20 protein-coding genes are annotated in these 24,817 nt (G+C 37.5%); 11 read left to right on the top strand and 9 right to left on the bottom strand.

From position 1 onward, the window contains the following. The first annotated feature begins 156 nt into the window (after nt 1-156). The gene (locus ACIGAM_RS09580; protein ID WP_396511235.1) at nt 157-4,875 is read left to right on the top strand and encodes a glycosyl hydrolase; all 4,719 of its coding nucleotides are present in this window, start codon (nt 157-159) and stop codon (nt 4,873-4,875) included. Between the two features lie 245 nt (nt 4,876-5,120). Here the strand turns inward: ACIGAM_RS09580 and ACIGAM_RS09575 are convergent, their stop codons facing one another. The 4 genes from ACIGAM_RS09575 to ACIGAM_RS09560 all read right to left on the bottom strand — a co-directional run bounded on the left by ACIGAM_RS09575 (nt 5,121) and on the right by ACIGAM_RS09560 (nt 9,100). After that, the gene (locus ACIGAM_RS09575) at nt 5,121-5,282 is read right to left on the bottom strand and encodes a hypothetical protein (RefSeq protein WP_396511234.1); all 162 of its coding nucleotides are present in this window, start codon (nt 5,280-5,282) and stop codon (nt 5,121-5,123) included. Between the two features lie 86 nt (nt 5,283-5,368). After that, nucleotides 5,369-6,616, bottom strand: coding sequence for an alpha/beta hydrolase-fold protein (locus ACIGAM_RS09570; protein ID WP_396511233.1), 1,248 nt, complete (start codon nt 6,614-6,616; stop codon nt 5,369-5,371). A 46-nt stretch (nt 6,617-6,662) separates the two neighbouring features. After that, complete coding sequence (locus ACIGAM_RS09565; RefSeq protein ID WP_396511232.1) at nt 6,663-7,724, bottom strand: T9SS type A sorting domain-containing protein; 1,062 nt, start codon at nt 7,722-7,724, stop codon at nt 6,663-6,665. 143 nt (nt 7,725-7,867) lie between these two features. Beyond that, on the bottom strand, nt 7,868-9,100 hold the full coding sequence (locus ACIGAM_RS09560) for a hypothetical protein (RefSeq protein ID WP_396511231.1): 1,233 nt from the start codon (nt 9,098-9,100) through the stop codon (nt 7,868-7,870). Between the two features lie 293 nt (nt 9,101-9,393). Between ACIGAM_RS09560 and ACIGAM_RS09555 the strand changes: the two genes are divergently transcribed. From ACIGAM_RS09555 to ACIGAM_RS09545, 3 genes are all read left to right on the top strand, one after another. Further along, the gene (locus ACIGAM_RS09555; RefSeq protein WP_396511230.1) at nt 9,394-10,611 is read left to right on the top strand and encodes an exonuclease SbcCD subunit D C-terminal domain-containing protein; all 1,218 of its coding nucleotides are present in this window, start codon (nt 9,394-9,396) and stop codon (nt 10,609-10,611) included. Between the two features lie 61 nt (nt 10,612-10,672). Beyond that, on the top strand, nt 10,673-13,702 hold the full coding sequence (locus tag ACIGAM_RS09550) for an AAA family ATPase (protein ID WP_396511229.1): 3,030 nt from the start codon (nt 10,673-10,675) through the stop codon (nt 13,700-13,702). A gap of 124 nt (nt 13,703-13,826) precedes the next feature. Continuing rightward, on the top strand, nt 13,827-14,213 hold the full coding sequence (locus ACIGAM_RS09545; RefSeq protein WP_396511228.1) for an acyl-CoA thioesterase: 387 nt from the start codon (nt 13,827-13,829) through the stop codon (nt 14,211-14,213). An 85-nt stretch (nt 14,214-14,298) separates the two neighbouring features. On the opposite strand, the gene ACIGAM_RS09540 is transcribed toward ACIGAM_RS09545, so the two are convergent. From ACIGAM_RS09540 to bcp, 5 genes are all read right to left on the bottom strand, one after another. Continuing rightward, a complete protein-coding gene (locus ACIGAM_RS09540; protein WP_396511227.1) occupies nt 14,299-14,805 on the bottom strand; it encodes a hypothetical protein in 507 nt (168 codons plus the stop codon). A gap of 105 nt (nt 14,806-14,910) precedes the next feature. Next, the gene (locus tag ACIGAM_RS09535; RefSeq protein WP_396511226.1) at nt 14,911-15,279 is read right to left on the bottom strand and encodes a hypothetical protein; all 369 of its coding nucleotides are present in this window, start codon (nt 15,277-15,279) and stop codon (nt 14,911-14,913) included. A 71-nt stretch (nt 15,280-15,350) separates the two neighbouring features. Further along, entirely contained in the window at nt 15,351-17,171 is a 1,821-nt protein-coding gene (locus ACIGAM_RS09530; protein WP_396511225.1) for a cytochrome c peroxidase, read from the bottom strand. A 74-nt stretch (nt 17,172-17,245) separates the two neighbouring features. After that, nucleotides 17,246-18,805, bottom strand: coding sequence for a hypothetical protein (locus ACIGAM_RS09525; RefSeq protein WP_396511224.1), 1,560 nt, complete (start codon nt 18,803-18,805; stop codon nt 17,246-17,248). A 253-nt stretch (nt 18,806-19,058) separates the two neighbouring features. Further along, on the bottom strand, nt 19,059-19,514 hold the full coding sequence (gene bcp, locus ACIGAM_RS09520; RefSeq protein ID WP_396511223.1) for a thioredoxin-dependent thiol peroxidase: 456 nt from the start codon (nt 19,512-19,514) through the stop codon (nt 19,059-19,061). Between the two features lie 93 nt (nt 19,515-19,607). Here bcp and nth point away from each other — a divergent pair, with 93 nt between their 5' ends. The 7 genes from nth (at nt 19,608) to ACIGAM_RS09485 (ending at nt 24,614) form a co-directional block, all read left to right on the top strand. Further along, entirely contained in the window at nt 19,608-20,264 is a 657-nt protein-coding gene (nth, locus tag ACIGAM_RS09515; protein ID WP_396511222.1) for an endonuclease III domain-containing protein, read from the top strand. Nucleotides 20,265-20,498: 234 nt separating this feature from the next. After that, nucleotides 20,499-21,047, top strand: a complete 549-nt coding sequence (locus ACIGAM_RS09510) for a hypothetical protein (protein ID WP_396511221.1) — start codon at nt 20,499-20,501, stop codon at nt 21,045-21,047. Between the two features lie 85 nt (nt 21,048-21,132). Then, the gene (locus ACIGAM_RS09505; RefSeq protein WP_396511220.1) at nt 21,133-21,672 is read left to right on the top strand and encodes a hypothetical protein; all 540 of its coding nucleotides are present in this window, start codon (nt 21,133-21,135) and stop codon (nt 21,670-21,672) included. A gap of 54 nt (nt 21,673-21,726) precedes the next feature. Continuing rightward, nucleotides 21,727-22,164: a hypothetical protein gene (locus tag ACIGAM_RS09500; protein ID WP_396511219.1), complete on the top strand. Its 438-nt coding sequence runs from the start codon at nt 21,727-21,729 to the stop codon at nt 22,162-22,164. 220 nt (nt 22,165-22,384) lie between these two features. After that, the gene (locus tag ACIGAM_RS09495) at nt 22,385-23,443 is read left to right on the top strand and encodes a hypothetical protein (RefSeq protein ID WP_396511218.1); all 1,059 of its coding nucleotides are present in this window, start codon (nt 22,385-22,387) and stop codon (nt 23,441-23,443) included. 74 nt (nt 23,444-23,517) lie between these two features. Beyond that, complete coding sequence (locus tag ACIGAM_RS09490; RefSeq protein WP_396511217.1) at nt 23,518-23,913, top strand: ACT domain-containing protein; 396 nt, start codon at nt 23,518-23,520, stop codon at nt 23,911-23,913. Nucleotides 23,914-23,984: 71 nt separating this feature from the next. Continuing rightward, the gene (locus ACIGAM_RS09485; protein WP_396511216.1) at nt 23,985-24,614 is read left to right on the top strand and encodes a hypothetical protein; all 630 of its coding nucleotides are present in this window, start codon (nt 23,985-23,987) and stop codon (nt 24,612-24,614) included. The last annotated feature ends 203 nt before the right edge of the window (nt 24,615-24,817 follow it).

The following is a 24,817-nucleotide window of genomic DNA, read 5'->3' as shown; positions in this document are numbered from 1 at the left end:
CGATTTACACCCCTATTTTTACCACTATACCCCCTAACTATTGGCTTCAGTTTTAGGAATATTGTAATGTCTATTATAAATGTATTAAATACATTAATTTATTTATATAGGCACGTTCTTTTAACTATATCGATTTCGTAATTCAAACCATTTCTTATGAAGCAGAACTATCTTATTGTATGCATACTTTTTCAGTTATTTTACTGCTCGCTCTTAGCGCAAGTGCCGCAACTCCCTAAAAAAACCACTTTAGATCAGACCCTTCACACGGGCTTACAGTTTAAAAACCCTACAGCCGTAGATACCCTACATATACCACTTCGCAGTACAGAAACGTTTAGTCTTGAGTTGAAAGCAAAAGTAAATGCAGCTTCAAATCGCGGTTTAGATGTTTTTTACAAAAGTAAATTGGGTACTGGTTTTCGTACGAGTTTAGACCAAACAACCTTCAATGCAACCACGTTGCTTACCACTCCTAAAAACTTAAGTACTTCTGTAAATAATGCTCAGGAACAAACCTACAGGTATGTCGTAACCGGCAGCGAGGTATATGTGTATCTTGATGGTTACTTTCTCACGTCACTACCTTTAGAACAAATAGTTGAAGCAACTTCAAATGATGATGATCTTACCTACGGTTCTGATAATCTTCTGGGAGCCTGGGCAGGCTTTCCCAACAATAATGCCGGAAAACCTACAGATTATGGTTGGGAAAATAATAAGATCAGTACTATTTTCAATACCGCAAATGGGGGTTCTGGCGTTCGTTATATGGATTTATCTTCGGGACACCTCATCGAGTCAGACGGCTCCACATTTAACGGTAGACTTATGTATATACGCTGGGATGGCAATAGTTACAACAGCTCGGTTTACAGTTATCCGATACAATTACATACAGGTACGCATTATACCTTCTCGTGGTTATATGAGTTGATAGCTAATGCAGGTCCGGGTTCAAAAATAACCGTTGCGGTTTCTACAGATCGTGAGGGCACAAACAATTTGGTTTCTAAAACCTTTACTTCAGGCAATGCATTTCGCTTGCGCACAGGAGATTTATCATTTTTATCACAATATACCGGAACCTATTACCTCAGCATTTCCGGAGATTGGGGTCTTTTTGGCATTGGAAATCTTCAATTAAAATCATCAAATCTTATCAATAACTGGGATGGCCTTTATGCAGACAATAACGGCGCACCTAATCAGTACGGCTGGGCAAGTTCAGACAATACGGTAAATTGGGCGCCAGCGAATACAGCAGCGGGTGTAGCTTATCAAGATGTGACCACCGGTCATACACTCGCGGAAGACAACAGCACATTTAATGGTCGTCTGCTTAATCTCGATTTCAATTCAGGTACAAACCGTATTTTTTCACTTCCGGTAACTTTAAAAGCAGGTGTTACTTATCAATTTTCAGGCTTAATTGATCAGGTTGACGGTGGTATTGCTGATTTGCAGTTTGCACTGGCAACCACCCCAGAGGGTAGCACGACACTGGTTTCTGAAACAATTACGACTTCAAATACTTTACAACAAGCCTCACTTCTAGTTACACCAGAAGCTGATGCTACCTATTATTTAAAATTTACAGCAGCCAACGGCACAATTGGATTGGCCAATCTTTCAGTACTCAAAAAAGAACAGGCACAACTGGTAATTGGTAAAGATTATGAAGATGGTGCTATTGATGTCGAGGTTACTTCAGTGACATTTGACGAAGGGATGTTTGCCCCTACTCCACTTCCTGCAGCAGCAACGCAGTCACAGATTTTATCAGCACAGACGATTTCTACACTGACCTATTCTAAAACCTTGCTAACATTAGATACCGATGCGGTTTTGCATTTAAGCAATCCTATACACCCCTTAATCAATACCACAATTAACCTCACAAGTGCTGATGCGCAATTATTTTTTGACGGGATGCGCCCTTCAACCGTAATCGCTTCTCAATTGCAATATATTAACGTTTCAGGAAGTCCTGCAATTAATGGCAGCAATATCGTAGTAAGCAGTTCGGGGACTGGTAGTGTCATTTTACCGCATTCCGCAGATTATAGGCCCCTAACGGTATATTCCGAAGAAAACTTTAGCGGTAATTCGCAACAAATGCAGACGGTGATTCCCTATAAAGATTTGGGAGATTTTGACAATGCGATCCGGTCTATTAAGCTGAAAAAAGGCTATATGGCAACCCTGGCATCAAATGCAAACGGTACCGGTTACAGTAAGGTTTTTATTGCCGAAGATGAAGATCTTGAGATTACTGTTTTAGAACCTTACCTCAACCAGACGGTTTCTTTTATACGTACAATGCCGTGGCACGAGGTTACTAAAAAAGGGCTTGCATCAGGAACAAATGCAGAACATGTTTCTCTGGATATTACCTGGTATTACAACTGGAACACCGGTCGTGAGAGTACGCCAGACATTGAATATGTTCCCATACGCCAAACTCAATATTGGCCGTCTCTTGATGCCGCAAACACTAAGGCAGGGTACACGCATCTTTTAGGCTATAATGAACCAGACCGTCCTGACCAGGCAAATATGTCTGTAGATGCTGCTATAGGCGCCTGGCCACAATTGATGCAGTCTGGATTACGACTGGGTTCACCTGCAACTTCAGATCCCTTTAACCCGTGGATGGCTGACTTTATGACTAAAGCAGAAGCGCGTAATTACCGCGTAGATTATATGGCCCTACATTGTTACTGGTATAAATCTGCCACACAATGGGCAAATGATCTCAAATACATCTATGACAAGTATAAAAGACCTATCTGGATAACCGAATGGAATATAGGAGCCAACTGGACGGGTCACTCCTTTCCCGATGGCCCTACACTCCTAACGGATGCGAATGCAACCAAACATAAAAATGATCTAATCGCGGTTTTAAATGTTTTAGACAACGCAGATTATGTAGAACGCTATTCGATTTACAACTGGGTGCAAGATGCGCGTGCGATGTTTGTAACTATAGATGATAACTTTAAAACCCGCAACCCTAACTGGGAATCTTATGAATGGTTGAAAACAGCTACCATCGTGCGCACTGTTGAAGGTGATACAGGGGTTTCTAATGTGGTTCTTACGCCTGCAGGAGAATACTATGCTACAAATACCTCAAATAAAGCTTATGATGCAGATTTTGAGTTTTTAAGAAGCTGGAAACCACTGGCACCAGAATTGAGTTATAAAGTTGCTGAAGATTATACTTCTATTGACCTCAACTGGACTAACACAAATTTTGATTTGATCACAAAATATGTGGTTGAACGCAAGCTTGAAGGAGAAACCGAATTTTCAGTATTCTTTGAAAGTGACGATTATACGGTACTTACTAAAAACGACGAAATTCACAGCTCTGCAACGTACCGCATACAGGTAATTGGCAAAGACGGTACCGCCTCGCCCTGGTCTAACCTAGTTCTTTTTGAACAGGAAGAAGTGCCAGAAGTTCCGCAGGGGTTGCAGGGAGAAGCCATCTCGGCGTTACGTATCAATTTGAGTTGGGATGCTTCTACAGATGCTAACTCCTATACTTTACAAAGAGCCGGCACGCCTACCGGAACGTTTATAGATATAGCTACAAATTATACAGAACTCACATTTCAGGATACCGGCTTAACTCCTCAGACTGTTTATTATTACCGTCTTGCCGCAACAAATACAGGAGGTATAAGTGTATATACAGATCTTGTAACCATTACAACGCCCGCACTTACTATACCCGAAGCGATTACGGGTATGCGCGTAGGCTCTTCAGACGATCAGGTGTTTTTAGATTGGGATGTTCGCCTTGATGAGCAGTACCTTATAAAACGAGCTGCTTCAGAAAACGGAAATTTTGAGACTATTGCTACGGTTACTGGTGCACCATATATTGATAGGGAAACAAAAAATAACACCAAACGCTACTATCAAATACTTGCCGCAAATGATGCCGGTGAAAGCAATCCTTCAGCGTCTTTAATGGGTGCTCCTAAAGAAGGGCGGCATGCGTATTACGGTTTTGAAGAAGATGAAGGCGATGCTATATTGGATCATTGGAGTTTACTAGATGGTGTTGCCAGTGGTGCATACGTGCGGGAAGCCGGTCATCGGGGAATGGGAATTCATTTGGGTAGTGGCAACTCGTTTGTGCAACTTAATGACGGACTTATGAATACATTATCTGATTTTAGTATTACGACATGGATTAAGCTTGACAACTTAGCAAACTGGAACCGTATTTTTGACTTCGGAAGTGGCACAACAAACTGGATGGCGTTGGAAGCTGCAAACGGAAGTGGAAAGTTTCAATATGAAATGGAACACGGCGGCACCCGTAACCGCGTGACAACAGAATATGTTTTACCTGTAAATGAATGGGTACACGTTGCAGTAGTACAACAAGCTGATGCTGTAAAACTCTATGTAAACGGAAACGAAGTAGGCAGCAGCAGCTTCACTTTAAATCCCTCAGATTTAGGCATAACTACAGCCAATTATCTGGGTAAATCTCAATACAGCGACCCTGTAACTGAAGCTTTAGTAGATGAGTTTACCATCTTCAATTATGGGTTAACTCAAGATGCTATTAAAAACCTTATAGACACCGGCTTTTTAAGTGCAATAGGGCCCAAGAAAAACAATCCTGCAGATCATTTGTTTTACACCAGGGAGCACACCTTATATTGCGATTATACAGGCACAAAAAACACAGCCTATAGCGTATTTACAATAAATGGTCAATTTTTAACTTCTGGTAATTTCTCAAATACTGCAACTACTAATCTGGGCTTTTACAAAACAGGTGTGTATGTGGTACACATAGAAAGTGATACCGAAACACAGGCAGTTAAAGTGATTGTGAGGTAAGCCTAATTTTTAAACTTTAGAAAAAAGCGAACGTTTTACGTTCGCTTTTTTTATGATTGTACCAAAAGAAATCAATCTATACCTAAACTTAAGTACAAAATATTTTAAAAAGTAAAACTCAAAATTAATTAGGTAAAACGCTTTAAACGAGTTCATAATCAAACGATACTCTATTTTTTTAAACTGAATATTTAGCAATACGTATATACCTATTTACACTTGCAAACTGTTCAGATCTTAAATTATTAATTAATACGTTTTTTAAACGGAATCCATTTGAAAATAAACCCTAAACCAATGGCACAAAGCGCGCCTGTAAGGGTTTGAATAAAATTGTTGTCTATTAAAAAACTGGCTATTAGTGCAAGACACAGTATTGCAATTCCTCTAATCTGTGATTTATTCATAAACTTTATAGTTGATCGTTTATAATTTATTCATTCTATGCAAAATACCAAAACCTTTCTGTTTGTAGGACCTGTTTCCGAAGTATTTAATTCTCTTTTAATGACTCCATCCGTTCTTTGTAATACGCATCAGGATTGAGTTCATAAGCTTTAGTGATTGCTTGTAAAGCAGCCGCTTTATCGCCGGTGCGCTCGTAATAATCAGCTAGAGAATCGTAGGCGTTGGCACTATTGGGATAGTACTTAATACCCTGCTCAAAGTAGAATTTTGCCTTTTTCGGTTGGTCCATATCCATGCTCATATAGCCGCTCATATTCAATAAGAAATCCGGTAGTGGAGGTTCGGCGTAGCCAAAATGATCTTCGAGCTTTTTAGCTTGCTGCGTTAGAATGCGGTCCAGTTCTGCTACAGTTGTTTCCGGAATATTGAATTTATGAATGTCCTCCATCTGATACCATTCAAAAAGCGAAATCATCCCATCCATAATAGACGGTAACGGCACCGTCCCGTGTAAATCGTTGGGATAAAATTTCCATTCAAATTGCGGTGCGTTTTGTGGGTTCGCATTCAGCAAATCATTAAAAGTGAGGTTGGCTCTCGAAAAGCCGGTAAAATCAGTGGTATCAAGCCTTGCTTCCGCCAGGGTCATTTCGGGTTTCTGCAGATGCATTTGTCCGCTTAGCGATACAAAAAGCGTCTTATCCCCATAGTTTGTAGTCTCCAATTTTTGAGAGGCTTCGTTAAGGAGTTTACGATTGTCCCAATCAAGACTGGGATCGATCGCCAGATAATTGGCGAACATTTCGGGATGGTTTAGTAGTGTGTTCACGGTAAACAACCCGCCGTAGGAATGCCCGATCAACGTGCGGTAACCCGTCACCGGATAATGTGCCTCCACATAGGGAATCAGCTCGTCTGCCAGAAAATTATAAAAGGCTTCTGCCCCGCCCTGCTCAGAATTGAGTTCCCCACCAGGACCCGGCATTGCCGATGTAGTTAAATCGCGAGTACGGTGCGTCTCATTTGAAACACCTACCAGCACCATATCTGGTAAAAAACCACCGCTGTAAAAATTAAGAACGGTTGCTAATGCCGGCAACAACAGTTCGCCGTCCAAGATATACGCAACCGGATACTTCTTCCCCGAATCTGGAGTATACCCTTCCGGAAGTTCTACATAAAAATTAAGGCTTTCCTGCAGCGTTTGAGAATACAGACTGTCTATTGCGCCAACTTGCTGTAAATACGAAACGTCCTTTTTAGTTTGGCTATTTGCCTGTTGATGGATGGTGAATAGAGATATAAGGATTAGGAATACTGAGGTTTTATTCATAGAAATAGTATTTTAAATTATCAGTAGTATAACCTCAAAATCATTTTCAATATTTAATAATTTTCTTAAGGTAAACAGCATCTTCAAAAGTAAATCTGACTAAATAAATTCCTGAATTGAGATTTTTCAAATTTATAGATTTATTTGGCTTAGCTTCTAAAACCAGTCTACCATTCAAATCTAATAATTCAAGTTTTTCCGGTAGTTCTGATTCATATTCAATATTCAATATATCCTGAGTAGGATTTGGATAAATACTAAACACTAATTTTTCATTTTCATCTATACTTAATCCACCCCTACATTGTTGTAAAACTTCGGAATTACTATTACAACCTTCCTTATTGTAACCTATAACGGTTTTACCTTCTTCCAAAAATTTACAAACTATGTTTATATTACAAATACTCAACTGGGGATTTCCATTAATAAGAATGTACTCACCAACTTCATCAATTGTATCTAAAGCTTCTATATTATTTAAATCATCATTGTATTGCAAAGTAATACTCTTACCTACAGATTTGAGTTTTTTTAAACCTGCTATTTCATTAAAACCATCATTAATATTAATATATAATTCCTCACCTATGTCCAATAAATTATCAAAACCTGCAAATGTCTCCAAGTGACAAGAACTTATTGCTAAACTAATTTCAATATTCTTCACATTTGTAAATCCTGATAAATTTTGAATAGAAGTATTATTTAGCCTTATCCATCCAACAGTGGAAAGATTATTAAACCCACTTAAATCTGATATGGATACATTGTAGGTACTAAAATCAATCATCGTACCTTCCAGTTTATTAAAACCATCCAGAACGCATATTTCTGAATTATTGCTGAGCGCGAAATATCCTATCTCTTTTAAATTATCAAATCCGCCAAAGTCAACTAGAGCATTTGCGTTAAAGTGAATTCCCGTTTCAATAACCTCAAGTTTTTTAAAGCCACTAATTTTTTTGAGGATTGCATTATTGTCTATATCTGCCCTTCCTATAATTTGTTTTATTTCATTAAATCCTGAAATTTCTTTTAACATATTGTTATCCCAAATTTTCAACTCGCCGGCAATATTCTCCAGAGAATTAAAGCCTTCAATCATTTCGAGTTCATCCCCACTCCTAACTGCAAAATCGGAAACACCATTTTTTAAAGAGTTAAACCCATTTAAACTTTTTAAGGAATGTATAAAAAGAAAAAATTCGCCATTTAAACTTTCTAGTCTTTGAAATTGACTTAAAGTTTTTAGCTTAGAATTATACGTGATTCTAAAACTACCATTACATTTTTTAAATTGTCAAAACCTAATATAGATACGAGCTCTTCGTTTTTATAAAAAGAAAATGAATCCCCAATAGTTTCTAATGCACGAAACCCATCAACAGACTTTAAAATTCTATTCTCATCAAACGATAAAAAACCACCTAAAGATGTCAAACTATTGAAACCTAAAACCGCTTCTCCATTATCTTTAAATTCTAAATTACCAGATATACTTTTTAAGTTTTCGAAACCTGATATTAGAGGTATTCGATTACTTAAAAACCTTAAATTTTTATTTATAGATTCAAGTTTATCAAAAGCAGAAAAAGACTCAATTTTTTGATTTCTAATCACCTGAATCGACCCGTCAATAAGCTCAAGGTTTGGAAAACCGTTTAAATTAACCAAACTTTCATTTTCTACAATATAGAAATCTCCTACTACAGAACTTAAAAGGCTAAATCCATTTATATCAATCAATTTAGTATTGCGCTCAATTAAAATTCCATTACCAACGCTTAATAGTTTTTCAAATCCAGTAATATGTGTACTCAAATTCTGTTCAAAAAATAACCCTCCTTTAATTACTTCTAATACCGGAAACCCTGTAATTGTCTCAACTCCATTATAAGATAGTATTAAATTGCCTCCTATTAGTTTTAAATTACTAAGCCTATCTAAATAATTTAAATTACCTGTATACTGTGCTATAAAATTTCCATTCACAGTAGTAAGCTTATTTAATCCCTCAAATTGTTCAAATGAATTTCTTGAAAAATCAAAATTTCCTTGAATCAAATTTAAATTTTCTAATCCTTTAAAACTTTCTAAAACATTATTCGTAAAATTAAAATCACCTCCTACAGAATTTAAATTAGACAAACCAATAAGACTTTTAATTGAATTACTGCTAAGTGTAAAATTGCCAGCAATAACATTTAAATTCTTAAGACCATCAAAATTAACGTTGTCATTAAGTCCTCTAATAGTAAGACTGCCTTGAATGTTAATAAGAGAAAGCAAACCATCTAAATTGACAATGTTACTATTATAATCAATAATTTCTAAATCGTAACTTAGGCTTGTACAATCAGGAAAATTTATTTTAAATGCATCGATATCTTCTTGCGAGCCTAAAGAAATGTTTACTGTAGGACACTGTGCAAAAGAGATTATTGTTACGAAAAAGAAAAAAAATAATGAGAAAACCTTCATATTTTATAGGACTAACTAATTTTTGATAACTATTTGAGACCGCAGGGCAAGCAATAAAAATACATTTTAAGTTCTTCTGTAGTTGACTCTTTTAAATAAAAATTATCAAAATATTACTTTCAGTTATCTCACGCTAATTCACCTTTATAAAGCTAATGTGACCCTGAAAAAAGTTCAGGGTGACGAATACGTTCTAACATTAACTTTTTAACTTTCACATTCTAACTTCAACCCGATCTACTTTCTAATTTTCGTAACTTCGACTTTCCTCCTACGTTACAAAAATCAGAATCATGAAAATTTTGCATACTGCCGATTGGCATATCGGTAAAAAACTACACAAGCACTATTTACACGCAGATTTTGAGCTGTTTATAAACTGGCTCACAGGTATTATGCGTGATGAAAAAATAGAACTGTTGTTGATTTCAGGCGATGTGTTTGATTTGGCAAACCCTTCAGCAGAGGCGCGCCGGCAGTATTATCTGGCGCTTAAAAAACTAAGTCAGCTTAACTGTAAAATCATCATCACCGGCGGCAATCACGATTCGCCCAGTATGCTCGATGCACCTCGTGAAATTCTGGAAGCACTTAATGTGTACATTATAGGCGGGATGCCTCAGGAACTATCAGACTGTTTGATTCCGGTTAACAATAAGCAAGGTGAACTCGAACTCGTAGTGGCGGCAATTCCATTTTTACGAGAAAGTGACATTCGTTCTGCTGAAGAAGGTGTGGTGTATGATAATCGTATTGAGGCTATTCGCAAAGGTATTGAAGCTACATTTACACAGGCAGAAGTACTTTGTAAACAAAATTTTCCTGGTCTACCCGCGGTAGCAATGGGACATTTGTATGCTGCAGGTATTGAGAGTTCAGACAGCGAACGCGATATACAGATCGGTAATCAAGCGGCATTTCAGGCAAGTCAGTTTGGGGATTATTTCAATTACGTCGCCTTGGGTCACATTCACAAACCACAGCGCGTGACAGCAGCGATTCCTACTTTTTACAGCGGGTCTCCACTTCCGCTTTCCTTTAGCGAGCGCAAAGATGAAAAACGTGTATTGGTTTTAGATACCGCAACCGGTTTTGAACCCACAAGTATTGGCATTCCTGCGTTTCGGAAACTGAATAAAGTAAGCGGATCTTTAGACGAAATCAAAGCCAAACTTAGCAACTTAACTGCTGAAGGCGATTTAATAAATCTTATAGAAGTCGAACTCCTGGAAGAGAATTTTGATGCAAACCTCATCAACCAACTGGATGATCTGGTGACTTCGTTTGAAGAACCTCAACTCGAGATTGTAAAACACCGTGCTACCTTTAAAAACCGACTAAAAGAAACGGGGCAACTTTTTGCCACGCATCAACATCTCGAAGATTTAAAACCTCAGGAGGTTTTTGAAAAAATGCTGGAGCAACACAGTTATGATGCAGAAACTAAAGCACAAGTAACGCAGGCCTTTCAGGAGATTGTAGAGCAAATACATATGTTAGATCACGCATAAGAGCACTTTGCCATTCAAACAAAAATACTATTGACCTCAGGTCACTTTCAATTTTTAATTGATGAAAATATTAAAAATAGACTTTCAAAATATCAACTCGCTACGCGGTGAGCATCATATCGATTTCACTAAAGAACCTTTTTTACAGAACAGTTTATTTGCGATTACCGGTCCTACCGGTAGCGGAAAAACAACGATTCTTGATGTGATTTCTCTGGCGTTATTTAATCATGTGCCAAGACTTGGCAAGATGAGTACGGGCGAAATTCTTAAAAAAGGAGCGATTTTAACCCGCAACCAGACCGAAGCTTATGCACAAATTACCTACCGGTGTAAAGAAGGAGTGTTTGCTTCTACCTGGTCTATATCAACAAACCGTAACGGCAATTTACGAGACTACCATATGGAGATTTCTAGTGTGGAAACTGAAGCTATTCTCGATTTGAAAAAGTCTGATGTTCCGGCAAAAAATGAAGAATTAATCGGTTTGAATTACGATCAGTTTATCAAAAGTGTGGTATTGGCACAGGGCGAATTTGCCAAATTTTTACAGGTGCCGAAAAAAGAACGTGGCGCTCTTTTAGAAAAAATAACCGGTACCGAAATCTACCGAAGAATAGGTATGGAAGTATATCTAAAACATAAAGAGCGGGCCAAAGAATTAGACTTAAAACGGGCCAAAATAGAAATCTACAAAGAACAACTACTTGAAGAAACTGTTTATGCTGAAAAGCAACAGGAAGCTGAAAAAATAGCGTCAGAACGGACAAAATTAAAGAAAGAGCTTGATGCCCTAAGCAACGAAATCAAGTTAAAAACCGAACTGAAAAAACAGGAAAACGAACACATTAAAACCCAAAAACAATTACGCGAAGCGGAAGAACAGCATCAAAAATTTGAAGAGGAAAAAGGCAGTAAGCTTAGAAGCCATCAGGAACTACAACTGTTTGCTGAAGAATTAAACCGCTGGTTAACGCTTCGCGAAAAAGCAGCAGAAAAAGCTAAAGAAATCACTGCTGCAACCGAAGCCATACAGCAAGCAACTACCCAACGCGAAACACTAAAGCAAGAAATTGCTACAAGTTTTAGGTTAGAAGTTTCACCAGCCAATTTCGCTCAAAAGCTGGAGAATTATAAACGTGAAGTGCGTCAACTCATCGCAGAACGCAGTACCATTGGTGCTACATATACTAACAGTGTAAAGCACATCGACAGCGTCGCCGTCCCTTTAAATTTCATTGCAAAAGCTTCTAAAACTGAAGCCTTTCAGAGCGAACTCAACGAGAAGCAAGCGCTTAAAAATACACACTACAAAAACGTAGCCCAGCAATTTGATTTTCAAAAGCATTCTATAGAAACCCTGCAAACGGCAACTCAGGAACAACTACGCCAACTGCGACTTGCAGAAAAAGCAAACATTCTGCTTAGCAATCTAAAAACCGAATGCACTAAAAAAACGGCAGAACTAGAAACTATCACCGGCCAACAAAAAGGATTACCGGAAACGATTGAAAAAATTACACAGCAACTAGAGCTCAAGGAAGTTCAACTGCTTGCCAGGCAAAAAACGCTGGAAGTTGAGAACCTTCAAAAACAGCTCGACGATTACCGCAATGAACTCAAGCCTGATGTTCCATGTCCCTTGTGTGGCTCTTTAAAACATCCATTTGCTACACACCTTCCGGAGCAGGAAAACGGACTGAAATCTGCTGTAGAACAGCTTGAGCAAGAGCTTAAAAACCTGCAAAAAGAACACATTGAAAAACAAGCAGAACTAAAGCAGTTTACCCAGCAAACTTCGGTTTTGAATCGGCAAATTGAAGAATTAAACACCCAATTGGAAACCGCCCAACGTGAATTTGATACACGTTTCAAAGGAATGTACGATGTGGTAGAAAACTATTCGTTTTCATCCCAGGAGACGCGTTTAGAAAAGCAGGTAGACGATTTGGCTCTTGCCAAAAAACTACAAGATGAGCTGACCCTGCTTCAAACTTTAAAAAAACAAATTGAAACTCTGAATACACTTATTGATCAGGGTAAAAAGAATACGGCTGCAATACAACAGCTCTATTCTGGTGAAATCCCGAATTTCGAAAGTCAAATCAGTATTATTGAAACCACCTGGAATCTTAATGAACAAAGCATAAGCCAGCAGCAGCAGCTCTTGAAAATTGCGAAACAAACTTCTGCAGAAATTACAGAGCGTCTAAAAACCCTTACCACTTCCCTACTCAGCAATCTGCAGCAAAAAGGATATGCTTCTATAGAGGATGCCCTAGAGCAGCGTTTGAACGCTTCGGTAGCACAAACCTGGACGAGCGAATTGCAACAGTTGCAAAGTAGTCTGGTACGTCTTAAAACCCTGCAACGTAAACTCTCCGATGAAATCAAAATTTTAAAAGAAACTACCGGCGCCGTTTCTTTAGAAAAACTTCAGGAGGAGCAAGCTCAAAAAAACGAAGCCCTAACGATCAATGAAAACACCGGGAATGAACTCTCCCGAATTCTTAAAAATCAAAAACAAAACCTGGAGTTCATCGCCCAATTGCGCAATCAGATAGAAAATGAGCTGGAACGATCAAAACATTGGCAGGTACTGTTTGACCTCATCGGGGATGCTACCGGGAATAAGTTTAATAATTTTGCACAGGATCTTACCTTACAGCAATTATTAACCTTAGCAAACAAACGCCTGCTACAGCTTACAGATCGTTATCGTATAGATCAACCCACAGGCGATGAAGACGACAGTCTGGTAGCGATAGACGAGCATATGGGCGGGCAACGCAGGTCTATTAAAACGCTAAGTGGCGGAGAGACTTTTATTCTAAGTCTTGCGCTAGCGTTAGCTTTATCTGATCTCGCTTCGCGGAATATAGAAATCAATAGTTTGTTTATTGATGAAGGTTTTGGCACACTCGATCCCGAGACTTTAGACCAGACTTTAGATACACTCGAAGTGCTACAGGCAGAATCGTCTAAGATGATTGGCGTCATTAGTCACGTTGACAGTTTAAAAGAACGTATCGCTACACAAATACAACTCACTCAAAACGGACAAGGTTACAGTACACTAACGGTTGTTTAAAATTTGACTTGCACGTAACATTGCATCTAAATTGATTATGATACTATAAATGATTCAAAACTTACGTTAGCATTAAAAGCTTGATTTTTATTAGCTTTATCAACGAATCTGAAATGTAAAATTTATGAATTTTCACACCCGAAAATGGATCAAACCCCAGGATTTAAACCCCAATCGCTCACTTTTTGGAGGCAGGCTTTTAGAATGGATTGATGAAGAGGCTGCTTTATATGCCATTATTCAATTAGAGAATCCCAGAACTGTTACCAAATACATTAGTGAAATAGATTTTAAAGCGAGTGCCCGCGAGGGAGATATTATTGAGATAGGTCTCGAACCCGTAAAATTTGGTACCGCTTCCATTACGCTTAAATGCGAAGTACGTAATAAAATGACACGCGAGACTATAATCACAATTGACAAAATTGTTATGGTAGGTCTTGATGAAGATGGTAATGCTCAACCTCACGGCAAAACTGAAATTGAATATGTCAAAAACAGACTCGATTAATAAGCGCACTACTTAAAAAAACATTAAAAAAGCCCTGAACATTCAAACGCTCAGGGCTTTTCTCACTAACCAAACTTATTTTGTATTAGGCTGCTTTGGCTTTTTTTAAGCCCAGATTTAATTGGTTTTCAATTAGGGTTTTCCACTTTGTAGCACGAGCAACCTCATAATTTTGAGTTGCGTCAGTTTCAGAATTGTAAAAATTTAAAACAACCGGCTGCGCGTGTTCTGCAGAAATAAATTCTAAAGAAAGCTTTTCTAATGTACTGTGGGTTTTTCCGTCTATACGTTTAGACTCTACGTGCTCAAGTATCGCAACGCGACTAATGCTATTCAAATCTACGTGCTTAAAAATTAACTCTTTGTTTTCAGTTCTTGCAAAAAGTAACTTGTTAGCTACACTGTCTAAAGCAATATGGCGAGACGACCATTTTTCCTGCTGGTTAATATTTAGGTTGTGGTGTTTAGCTTCCTCTTTAATCTGATTGGCAACTTTCTTTGAATTTCCTGATCCAAAAATTATAAACAATGCATAAGGAACTGCTACCAGGCCAACTACAATGGTAAAAACTAAAATCATATCTACTTTCATACTTACTATTTAAACTGTTTTTATAGGATTTTTTTGATGCAAAGCATCAGGTGTTGGAGTCATACCCATTAGGTACACTCACAAATTCTAATAAGCAGTTAAATACTAGGGAAAAAGATGAAAAGGAAATATCATCACGAGTCCGCTCAACGCAGGACAAATAGTGATAGCGTAGTTTAAGTAATCGCGATCAAAGTCATTTTCTGAAGCTGTATTTGCAACCTCTAGAGTTAACCCGGGTGAGGAAAAATTTTCGGTTAAAGACTCTTCCTGAGTGCGAGAAGCAATTTCAGGAATACCTAAAACAATATGCTCAATAACCAGCGCCTGATCATTGTTATTTGTAAGCTGAGTACGGTGTTTGTCTGCCGGTACCGTAATGGCAGAATCATCATCTCCTGAAAACCCATAACTCGCCTGTGCTGTACAAAACAGCAACATGGTAATAAAGAAAGCCTTCAAAAATGTATTCATTACGAGTACAAAGTTAAACAGCAACTTGTTAAGTTGCTGCTAATTTTCAAGAATTTTTAAGTGGGTTAAAACTACTCTTTTTGAAGTGCAGGTATCGCGGTTAACGTCTCTACGAAAGCCACCAGCGATTGCAGTTCATCTTCGGTTAACTGTAAATTATCAAAGGGTAAAGTCTGGTGCGGTAGGTCAAACCCAAGACCGGCTCCTCCTCCTTTATTATAGAAATCCATTACCTGTGCGAGTGTTTCATAAACACCATTGTGCATGTATGGTGCTGTTACGGCAGCATTGCGCACAGTGGGTGTTTTAAACATACCAAATTGCATAGGTTCTTCATACATAAAATAAAAACCGGTATCTGTGTCTAAAGTTTTATTCGCTGCAGTTTTAGGAACTCCGATAACTTCTTTTTCGGTTTCTGTAAAAAAGGGTGGTACAGTGCCTCCGGTAAGCGGCATAAAGTGGCAGGTTGCACAAAGTGCTTTTCCCATAAACAAATTCATCCCTTGTTTTTCTGCGGAAGTGAATGTAGTTTCTTCACCACGCATATTTTTATCAAATTTAGAATCAAACGAATTTAAGGTTGAAATGTATGCTGAAAGGGATTTAATTACCTCATCATTCGTCCATTTACGATCGCCAAAAACTTCCTTAAAAGCGTCTACATAAGACGAATCTTTTAAGATAGCGTCTGAAAACTCGTGCACCGCACTATCAAACTCAGCATCATTAGTAAACACGCCCGAGATTTGAGACATCATATCAGGGGCGCGACCATCCCAGAAAAAGCCCTGCTGAAAAATTGAATTTATAAGCGTGGGGGTATTTCTTTTTAAAAATGCACCTGCATTAGAAAAGTTGAGCTTTAAACCATCTGCATACGCGTTCTCGGGTATGTGGCAGGTTGCACAAGCCATAGTCGCGCCTTTAGAAACTTTCTTATCAAAAAACAACCGTGCTCCTAAATCTATTTGTTGCTGCGTAGGATTACTGTTTGTTGCCTGTCTAAAAAAATCTACATTAAACGCGTCGCTTTCAAAAAAAGTGGGCGCATTAAAATTGAAGGGTTTATTTTTTACAGGTTCCCAAATATCAGAAACCTGGCGTATGCCAACCCAACTGCGGGTAATGGGATTAAAATAATCTCGTAAAAACGTATATCGGTCAAAACTTGCAAAATCTTTATTCTTTTCTATAAAAGCAACGGCACTCGCTACTTCATTTTTAAACTTCTTATCGAGCTCAGCATCTACGGTTTGTACCATATTTTGCAAACTCAATTCATAAACTTGTACAAGACTGTTTAAAGAAATCTGCGTTTCATTTAATCCCAGTTCGCTTACAGGCGTATCAAAACCGGTAATCCCAAAACTTAAAATTCGCATCAATTGCTGGTGTGTCGCAATAAAAAACCGCTGCGCATTTAAATCTCGTTTTTCTATACTTGCTTTTAACACCGAAAGTAATCCTTTAGTAAGCTGCACTTCTTCTGTGTATTGCGCTTCACTTACGCCACCTTCGTAAATAGATTCTTCTAACTTTTGAAAGCCTATGGGCTGCAATACTTTCTGGGTATCATCGGTAAGTCTGGGTAATGCAGGACCGTTTGCCTGGTGCCCCACTTCGGGACTTAAATAGGACGCAAAAGGCTCTGCCTGTTTAAAGGCTTCCCGTGCTTTAATAAAATAGGTTTTAGCTTTTATATCTGACGATTCTACTAACTGTAAACTATCAAGATAGTTTAGGGATAGGGTTATGTGATCGAGATAAAAGTTGTGAGCTGCAGACCAGTCTATACGTTGTTCTAATGCTTCAGTCGTGGTTTCCTTTTTACAGGAATTACTGAGCAACAGCATACAGCAGATGAGAAGCAGAGATATTTTATTATACATAAATGGTTTCGCTTTATAAATGGAAAAAACCTCCGCAATACACGGAGGTTTGTAATTTTGATTGCTAAATGAATCTATCTGGGTAAACCTTGTAATAAAACAATTTGTCCTCCCTGATCGTCTTCGTCACCTAAGTCTGAAAAACTATGACCATCACGGCCTTTAAAGGAAGTGTTTGTCCAGTAATGAGGCTGTAGGTTTAAGATAAAAGTTCCCGGAACTCCTACTTTATCAGATATATCTGTTAGTGCACCAAATTCTCCACTAAAGCCACTACTGCCGTTTTCTACTAAATCCTGACGAATAACAAGCTCTAAAACCGGACGTGAGTTGTTACCATTTAAGTCTGACTGATAGATAAATGCACTGTGTCCTTTTGAAAATGAGTTAGGATCTTCTTGAAAATACACGAAGTTTTCAGTAACACAAATGTTGTCTGGGCTTTGTAATAAGGCTACGTTACCATCTGCTTTATTGGTATCTGTATTTCCGCTAATAATTTGAGTTAAATTACCCTGTAATGGGTTAGCAGCATCTAATTCTAATTTATAAACCGTTCCCCAATCATTGTAAGTACCTGCTCCCGGACCACGACCGGTAACCGCAAAAAATACATTGCGACCTTTAGCATCAGAACCTTTTTGATAATCTACATCTTCAACACGCATAAATGCTGAAGCCTGTACCGCTACACACGCATCTTCCATTTCGTTTTTAGTGAGGTCTTTTCCGCCGGCGATTTCTACAAATTCTACCGCGTATGACTTTTGAAAATCAAGGTTGCTCTCGTTGTAAATTTGACCCGCTGTAACTGCAGTTTTTCCGCCTGCGCCATTAGATATTTCTTTAAAACGCAGCACATAGATTTTACCATTTTCTAAATCTGCGTCACCATTTTCTGAAAGATACATAGTCACCTGACCTTGAGACCCACTAGAATCATCATCACCTCCTAAAATCACAGTTTTACCGGTATACGCATCTTTAGGAAGTGGCACTGCATTTTCCCATGAGAATTCACCTAAAGCATCTAAACCAAAGTCTGCTCCCGGAGTTGGAGTCATATATGGGTCGATACCTTTTACATCGTAGTTAATGCTTTCTGAAGCAGAAAGAAACAAATCTTGAGAACCCCCGTGAATAGCAGCTTCCCACATCGTACCGGAGCACTGGCGCGCATAATCTCCTACACTAGAGTTTAATAACCACTCACCCGTTAACGGCTTTAAATTTTTATCGAGCATAATACGAGATACTGCATAGGTATCTTCTGCATTTACCACATAAATATACCCGTCGCTGTTAGGATCTTTTAAGAACCCTGCACCATCCTGAGCACCTACTAATTTAAATTCGTTACTCAACGTATCTGAAGAGCTAAGCATAGAATACGCCTTTACATAATTAAATTGAGGCATCATTGCCACTAGAGGTTCGAGGTTAGATTTATTTGAGAACATACCTGGGTCTGGAGTGAAGTCTCCCCCATCATTTCCGTCAACACCATCTGTGCCGTCTGCACCATCAACACCGTCGATTCCGTCAAGGCCATCTTCGCCCTCACACGCCATAAATAAAACGCCTACCGAAGCAAGCATCATACAATTAAGAAGCAATTTTTTTAGAGTAATCATTGTCATAGTTTTAGTTATTTAGTCTGGTGACAAAGCTATCTAGACAAGAGACTTAAGGCGTTAACCCGGTGTATTGGTTAGATTAAGTTTAATTAACCACACTGTTAAAAATGTTACCTAAAGATTACTATTTAGAATTATTCTCGTATTAAATGTAAACTCAACATACATTATAGTGCTGAAAATGAAATTTTTATAAACGAAGAAGACCGCTTAACAGCGGTCTTCTTATAGTAGGTATTAAAACGTCAATTTAGGCTTCAGTTAAAATCTGAGCAGCGTGGTCTTTAGTTTTTACCTTGTCTATCACGCGCGTAACTGTACCGTTTTCTACCAGAAAGGTCATTCTGTGAATGCCATCATACTCTTTACCCATAAATTTTTTAGGCCCCCAAACGCCAAATGAATCAATTACCTTCTTGTCTTCATCAGCCAATAATGGAAACGGAAATTCATACTTCGTTTTAAAATTAGCCTGTCTTTTTTCTGAGTCTGCGCTCACCCCTAAAATGGCATATCCCTGCTCTTGCAGCGCTGTGTAATTATCTCTTAAGTTACACGCTTCTGCCGTACAGCCCGGCGTAGATGCTTTTGGGTAAAAGAATACCACCACTTTTTTATCGCTATAATCACTCCAGTTAATCACGTTGCCATCCTGGTCTGTCGTTGCAAAATTAGGTACCTGGTCTCCTGCCTTTAATGTATTCATAGTTTTCAATTTTTATTTTTAAGTTCAGAAAGCACTTTTTAAGTTCACTTAAAACCTGTGCTTCTTTGTATTTTAGCCTTAAAATTACAGATAATGACTAAAGCCGATAAGGTAACTTTTGTTATAGATACGTTAAAGCGTATTTACCCCCAAATTCCCATTCCGTTAGATCACAAAGACCCGTACACTCTATTGATAGCTGTATTGATGAGTGCACAAAGCACAGATGTAAAAGTAAATCAAATCACACCTCTGCTTTTTGAAATCGCAGATAACCCGTATGATATGGTAAAACTTTCTGTGGAAGAAATACGGGAAATCATCAAACCCGTGGGATTATCGCCTATGAAAGCTAAAGGAATTCACGGCCTGTCGCATATCTTAATTGACAAGTATAACGGAAGAGTTCCTGAAAGCATTGAAGCTCTTGAAGAACTGCCAGCGGTAGGTCATAAAACCGCCAGTGTGGTGGTTTCTCAAGCTTTTAATATACCTGCTTTCCCCGTAGATACGCACATTCACCGACTTATGTACCGCTGGAATTTGACTAATGGTAAAAACGTGGTGCAAACTGAAAAAGATGCCAAGCGCCTCTTCCCTAAAGACCTGTGGAACGAGCTGCACCTGCAAATCATCTGGTACGGCCGCCAATACAGCCCAGCTCGCGGTTGGGATTTACATAAGGATATTATTACTGCTACTATAGGGAGAAAATCTGTGGTAGATGAATGGTATAAGAATAGGAAGTAGAAAATTTAAAAGCAGCTGTATGCTGCTTTTTTTTATGCCTAAATGAGGTTATCTGTAATGCTATCCTATAATTATTAGTTATCTTAGTTAATTTAGAAATGTAAATTTTAGTTAATGCCTAATAGTTAATCTATAACCAATGAAATACTTTAAATACACAATCCTTTTTTACTTATTATCTTAAATACCGGTTGTTCTAAAGATGATAACGTCGACGATTTTCCGGAATTTGAATTGAGTACACCCGATGAATTTTCTGATGAAGATTATAAAGTTTACAGCTCATTTTTAGAGCAATATAATACACCCAATGTAGTTGTATCTCAAGAGTCTAGTGAAGAAAATTACGCAAGTGCTTTTACTGAGACTACGGAAGATGTTAAACAAAATTTAGAAAGTAGATATCCCGATTTTGAAGCTAGCTTATTTACAAAGCTAATTGAAGTAAACCTTAAGACTAAATTTTTTGATGATAAATTTAGTGTTAATAATAAAATGATAACACTAATTACAGAACCTGAGCTTACCTATATTAGTGAACTTTCTAAAACTAATACCTATGAAAATCTTGAGAGTTTCTGGGATTATTTCTATAAAATACACCCACAATCACAGGGCTATGTGAGCCTAAGTCTTATTTCCTATTCTGAAAATAAAGATCAGGCAGTTTTTGAAATTTGGAATGCGTGCGGGGGTCTTTGTGGAGATGGCGGCTTTGTATACTGCCGTAAAGAAAATGGTGTGTGGACTTTTATTGATGCATTTCTACTTGTTGCTGCCTAAAAACAGAAATACTTTAAGGTCTTTATATAGGGTATCTCAAATAGAGTCTTTCATATGCTTTTGCTTAAATTGATAAAATAATAAAATGTTGAACACTACTTCAATTGATTTAGCTAAACATTGTGCCCTTTGTGATCATCAACTAAAAGACTTTAAAACAGGAACGGTCTGTGAATTAACAAACCGCAAACCCGAATTTAATAGGACTTGTTCAAAAATCGCGCTCAATACCAAATTTGAAGAAATTCTCAAAGATGTAAATGTGAGATATATAAAAATTAAAGGTAATAGATTGCTTACCTACCTCTATTTTGTCATCTTCTTATTTATAGGTTTAAGCGTAATTGTTGGAGGTTTTCTATTGGGAAAATTCGGTTTTGATAATAGAGTGGTTTCAACAGTGCCCCTTCTTATAATGACTGTGGGATTACCCGTTTTAGGTTTAGCTTTTGGTACGCTAAATACTCATTTAAATGAGTTTGCTTTAGCCAAAAGGAGAAAAAGCGATGTAGATGATGTTCTTAAATTATATAAAATAGATTACAAAATGCAGGTGAAATTTGGTAGAGAATATCACGGTACGCAAGATGTTCACTACGATTTAGAAATTTTAGGTAGAAGATAGACTCTATAACCTATATTTATTTTAAAAACCTTTTCATTAAATAGCTTCCTAACTATGGCGCAAGACAAACAAAGTAATAAAGGAAAATTAATAGGAATAGTAGCAGGAAGTATTGCATTTGTAATTTCATATTATGGAGCACAGCAACTTTTTAAAAAAGATTTAGAATCACAATTAAAAGATGCCGCAATTGAAGTTAATAAGGAAACTCCAATGCAGATTGATCAGTATGTACGTCTGGACAGTGCATCACATAAAGGAAAAACCAATTTTATTTATTACTACACACTTGTAGATACCGAAAAGGCTGAATTAAACTTAGACACCATTAATAAATACATTAGATCTAACATTGTTGATAATGTTAAAAATAGCAAGGAGTTGAAAGACTTCAGAGATAATAATATCACAATGGACTATAAATACTACGATAAAAATGGTGATTTTGCTTTAGAGATTTCAGTAACCCCTGAAATTTATAATAGTAAGTAAGAGCATAAGTTTCAGTTTTAAAATGCCTTATGCGTTACTTAAGCCCACGACAGTTTAATCATGTTTAAAAATAAAACGGTTGCAATAGCGACTCACAAATTTCGCTCACTCCCTAAAAAATACACGTCAGCATCAAAAATTCACCATTGGGTAATTTAAAAAACAGCTGTTAGTTTTTAGACCGTAGTATTGTGCCTAAATTAAATCACTACTACGCATTATGAAAAAAATCTTTACGCTATTGCTGAAATTCTTAGGTGGCTTATTAGCACTTCTACTACTTTTAAGTCTGTATATCTACATCAGTAATAGCCTGTTTCTAGGTTCTAAAAACAAAGAACATATCGCCTATCTCAAGAATCATAATACTGTACTAGATACCACCTTAAATGACCACTTATTTGATGCTGATTTTTACAATTCGCAGGTATTTTTGTTGGGAGAAATACACGGTTATGCAGACAATCAAACCTTAGATAAAACGCTTTTTTTATTCCTTCATAAAAAGCTAGGTGTAACCCACTATCTTGCTGAAATGGATAGTACAACAGCTGGTTTATTAAATACGTTTTTAGCGCGAACACCTAAAGATACCAGCTTACTAAAAAATGTAGTAACGGCTGTAGGTACTCGTATTCCGCAGCAGGCGAGCCGTCAATTGTTTAAAAAATGGAATACTTTATACGACTACAATTTAAAACAACACGATTCTTTAAAAATTAAAGTATTAGGAATAGATACAAGTTTTGAGAATTATGATTCCGCTATTCCCCGAGATTCTGCGATGGTACTTAATTTTAAACATACTGTACAAACGCTAAACCTTCAGCATAAAAAATTCTACGGCTTTTTTGGGTTTAATCACGTTTTACAGAGTAATACAGAACAGGGCAAAACTACATTTGCGACTCACCTGCTGGCCTCAAAATTTAAGACTACGAGTATGGTAAGTTTTACACTCAACAGTGCCATGTATTTACCTAAGAATCCTAATTTTCCATCACCACCTCGTGAGCAGCTTGATTGGGTTAATGCAGATGGCCCGTTAATGCTGGTAAAAGGTATACAAGACTTCAAAGAAGTGAGCAGTGCCAACTCAATTACTTTATTCAAACTAGATGGCGCAGCATCGCCTTACGATAACTCACAGGATTTAGTACAAATAAAATCCCGCTTATTTGGAGAATCTATAAATCCCAAAAACGATTTGAGTACCACTGCGTACTTTCAGTATGTATTTTTATTAAGAAATTCTAAAGCGCTTAGTCGTTTAGAGTAGCTTATTGAAGTAAGCCTCAAAATTAAATGATTCTGAGTATCGTTTAATTCAAACAATTATTTATAAACAGCGTGATGACAGGAGAGAAAAATTTAAAAAAACTCATTAAGGGTATGAAGCCTAAATTGAATACCGGTACTTTTGTTTTTTGTTCGTTGGGTGATCTCAACGCTATTAACCGCAATGAAACGCTCTTTGAGTTTAAAAAACCCGAAGGTATTACCGTTGTTCTTGAACAGGCCAAGGCAGACGCACTACATTTAAATTATAGCTATTGTTCATCCTGGATCACGTTAGAAATTTATTCTTCGTTAGAAGCGGTAGGTTTAACAGCAGCTTTTTCAAGTGCATTGGCACGGGCGCAAATTAGTTGTAACGTGATTGCCGGTTATTACCACGATCATATTTTTGTAGCTCAGGAAGATGCAGAGAAAGCGATGAATGTTTTAAAAGCGTTATCAAATACTTAATGTCTAGCTCAATCTTCTAACATTATCTTTTATTTGCGCTTTCAAACCTTTATAAAAATTATAATCTCCTAATGAAATATATTCTGTTAACCCTGGTTATTTTGATTACAGCGTGCAATTCACAAAAAAATACTTCCCCCACGCCTCAAACTTCAAAACCTGTAAAAACTCGTATAGACAAACATTACGCCTTATTAGCAGACGCTAAAGAAGAACTTATAGAATACTCAGAAATACACTTTGACAGGAAAGAAAATCCGATTTTATATATAGACCATTTAAGCGAACCTAAAGATACCATAAGTGACTTCCCGGAATACGATAAAAAAATAACGGGAACCAGGATTTGCTTTTACGAGAACGAGAAGGCTTTAATTTGCAGAGATACCAGTGCTACACTGGTTAAAAATTATGACGTGCCGGAGTCTGATTTGCCTACCTCTTACGAGTTGTATGATTCAAAAGGTTTACAAGCGATTGTAGAATATTATGAAGGCGATAATCTTCCCTATAGAAAGTCATTTATGACTAATCGCAAAACCGATACTTATGGCAGTCTAACAAGCTATCTTAAAAAATCATATTACTTACCTAAAGATTTTAAACCTACAAATGAAGAAGCGCTAAATATAAAAAGCGACGGCTTACAGGAATTTGGCGATCCCGAGCGTGTTGATTCAGAATACAGCTACTACGATTAATCTAAATTAAAAAAGACCCGCTTAAAAGCGGGTCTTTTCTGTTAGTTGAGAAAGTTATCTACCTTCCCAATCTTGGTATTCATAACACTTAAAGCCTTAGAATAATTTAAAATCCGGTTTACGGTATCCTCCGAAGGATTCATTTTGTTGTTTTGTAAAAGAGATTTTTTAGAGTAAATGTTTTCCATTAAATGTGGTTTAGA

Source organism: Leeuwenhoekiella sp. NPDC079379, assembly GCF_044542075.1.
GTDB lineage: Bacteria > Bacteroidota > Bacteroidia > Flavobacteriales > Flavobacteriaceae > Leeuwenhoekiella.
The sequence above is the reverse complement of the archived record's forward strand: the minus strand, read 5'-3'. Positions and strand labels throughout refer to the sequence as shown.

What these genes read in the sequence shown, in the direction of transcription:
- ACIGAM_RS09495 (WP_396511218.1), top strand. Translation starts at nt 22,385, where the DNA reads ATGAAAAAAATCTTTACGCTATTGCTGAAATTCTTAGGTGGCTTATTA.
- ACIGAM_RS09560 (WP_396511231.1), bottom strand. Translation starts at nt 9,100, where the DNA reads ATGAAGGTTTTCTCATTATTTTTTTTCTTTTTCGTAACAATAATCTCT.
- bcp (WP_396511223.1), bottom strand. Translation starts at nt 19,514, where the DNA reads ATGAATACATTAAAGGCAGGAGACCAGGTACCTAATTTTGCAACGACA.
- nth (WP_396511222.1), top strand. Translation starts at nt 19,608, where the DNA reads ATGACTAAAGCCGATAAGGTAACTTTTGTTATAGATACGTTAAAGCGT.
- ACIGAM_RS09505 (WP_396511220.1), top strand. Translation starts at nt 21,133, where the DNA reads ATGTTGAACACTACTTCAATTGATTTAGCTAAACATTGTGCCCTTTGT.
- ACIGAM_RS09530 (WP_396511225.1), bottom strand. Translation starts at nt 17,171, where the DNA reads ATGTATAATAAAATATCTCTGCTTCTCATCTGCTGTATGCTGTTGCTC.
- ACIGAM_RS09575 (WP_396511234.1), bottom strand. Translation starts at nt 5,282, where the DNA reads ATGAATAAATCACAGATTAGAGGAATTGCAATACTGTGTCTTGCACTA.
- ACIGAM_RS09565 (WP_396511232.1), bottom strand. Translation starts at nt 7,724, where the DNA reads ATGATTGAAGGCTTTAATTCTCTGGAGAATATTGCCGGCGAGTTGAAA.
- ACIGAM_RS09540 (WP_396511227.1), bottom strand. Translation starts at nt 14,805, where the DNA reads ATGAAAGTAGATATGATTTTAGTTTTTACCATTGTAGTTGGCCTGGTA.
- ACIGAM_RS09535 (WP_396511226.1), bottom strand. Translation starts at nt 15,279, where the DNA reads ATGAATACATTTTTGAAGGCTTTCTTTATTACCATGTTGCTGTTTTGT.
- ACIGAM_RS09485 (WP_396511216.1), top strand. Translation starts at nt 23,985, where the DNA reads ATGAAATATATTCTGTTAACCCTGGTTATTTTGATTACAGCGTGCAAT.
- ACIGAM_RS09500 (WP_396511219.1), top strand. Translation starts at nt 21,727, where the DNA reads ATGGCGCAAGACAAACAAAGTAATAAAGGAAAATTAATAGGAATAGTA.
- ACIGAM_RS09570 (WP_396511233.1), bottom strand. Translation starts at nt 6,616, where the DNA reads ATGAATAAAACCTCAGTATTCCTAATCCTTATATCTCTATTCACCATC.
- ACIGAM_RS09555 (WP_396511230.1), top strand. Translation starts at nt 9,394, where the DNA reads ATGAAAATTTTGCATACTGCCGATTGGCATATCGGTAAAAAACTACAC.
- ACIGAM_RS09580 (WP_396511235.1), top strand. Translation starts at nt 157, where the DNA reads ATGAAGCAGAACTATCTTATTGTATGCATACTTTTTCAGTTATTTTAC.
- ACIGAM_RS09545 (WP_396511228.1), top strand. Translation starts at nt 13,827, where the DNA reads ATGAATTTTCACACCCGAAAATGGATCAAACCCCAGGATTTAAACCCC.
- ACIGAM_RS09490 (WP_396511217.1), top strand. Translation starts at nt 23,518, where the DNA reads ATGACAGGAGAGAAAAATTTAAAAAAACTCATTAAGGGTATGAAGCCT.
- ACIGAM_RS09525 (WP_396511224.1), bottom strand. Translation starts at nt 18,805, where the DNA reads ATGATTACTCTAAAAAAATTGCTTCTTAATTGTATGATGCTTGCTTCG.
- ACIGAM_RS09550 (WP_396511229.1), top strand. Translation starts at nt 10,673, where the DNA reads ATGAAAATATTAAAAATAGACTTTCAAAATATCAACTCGCTACGCGGT.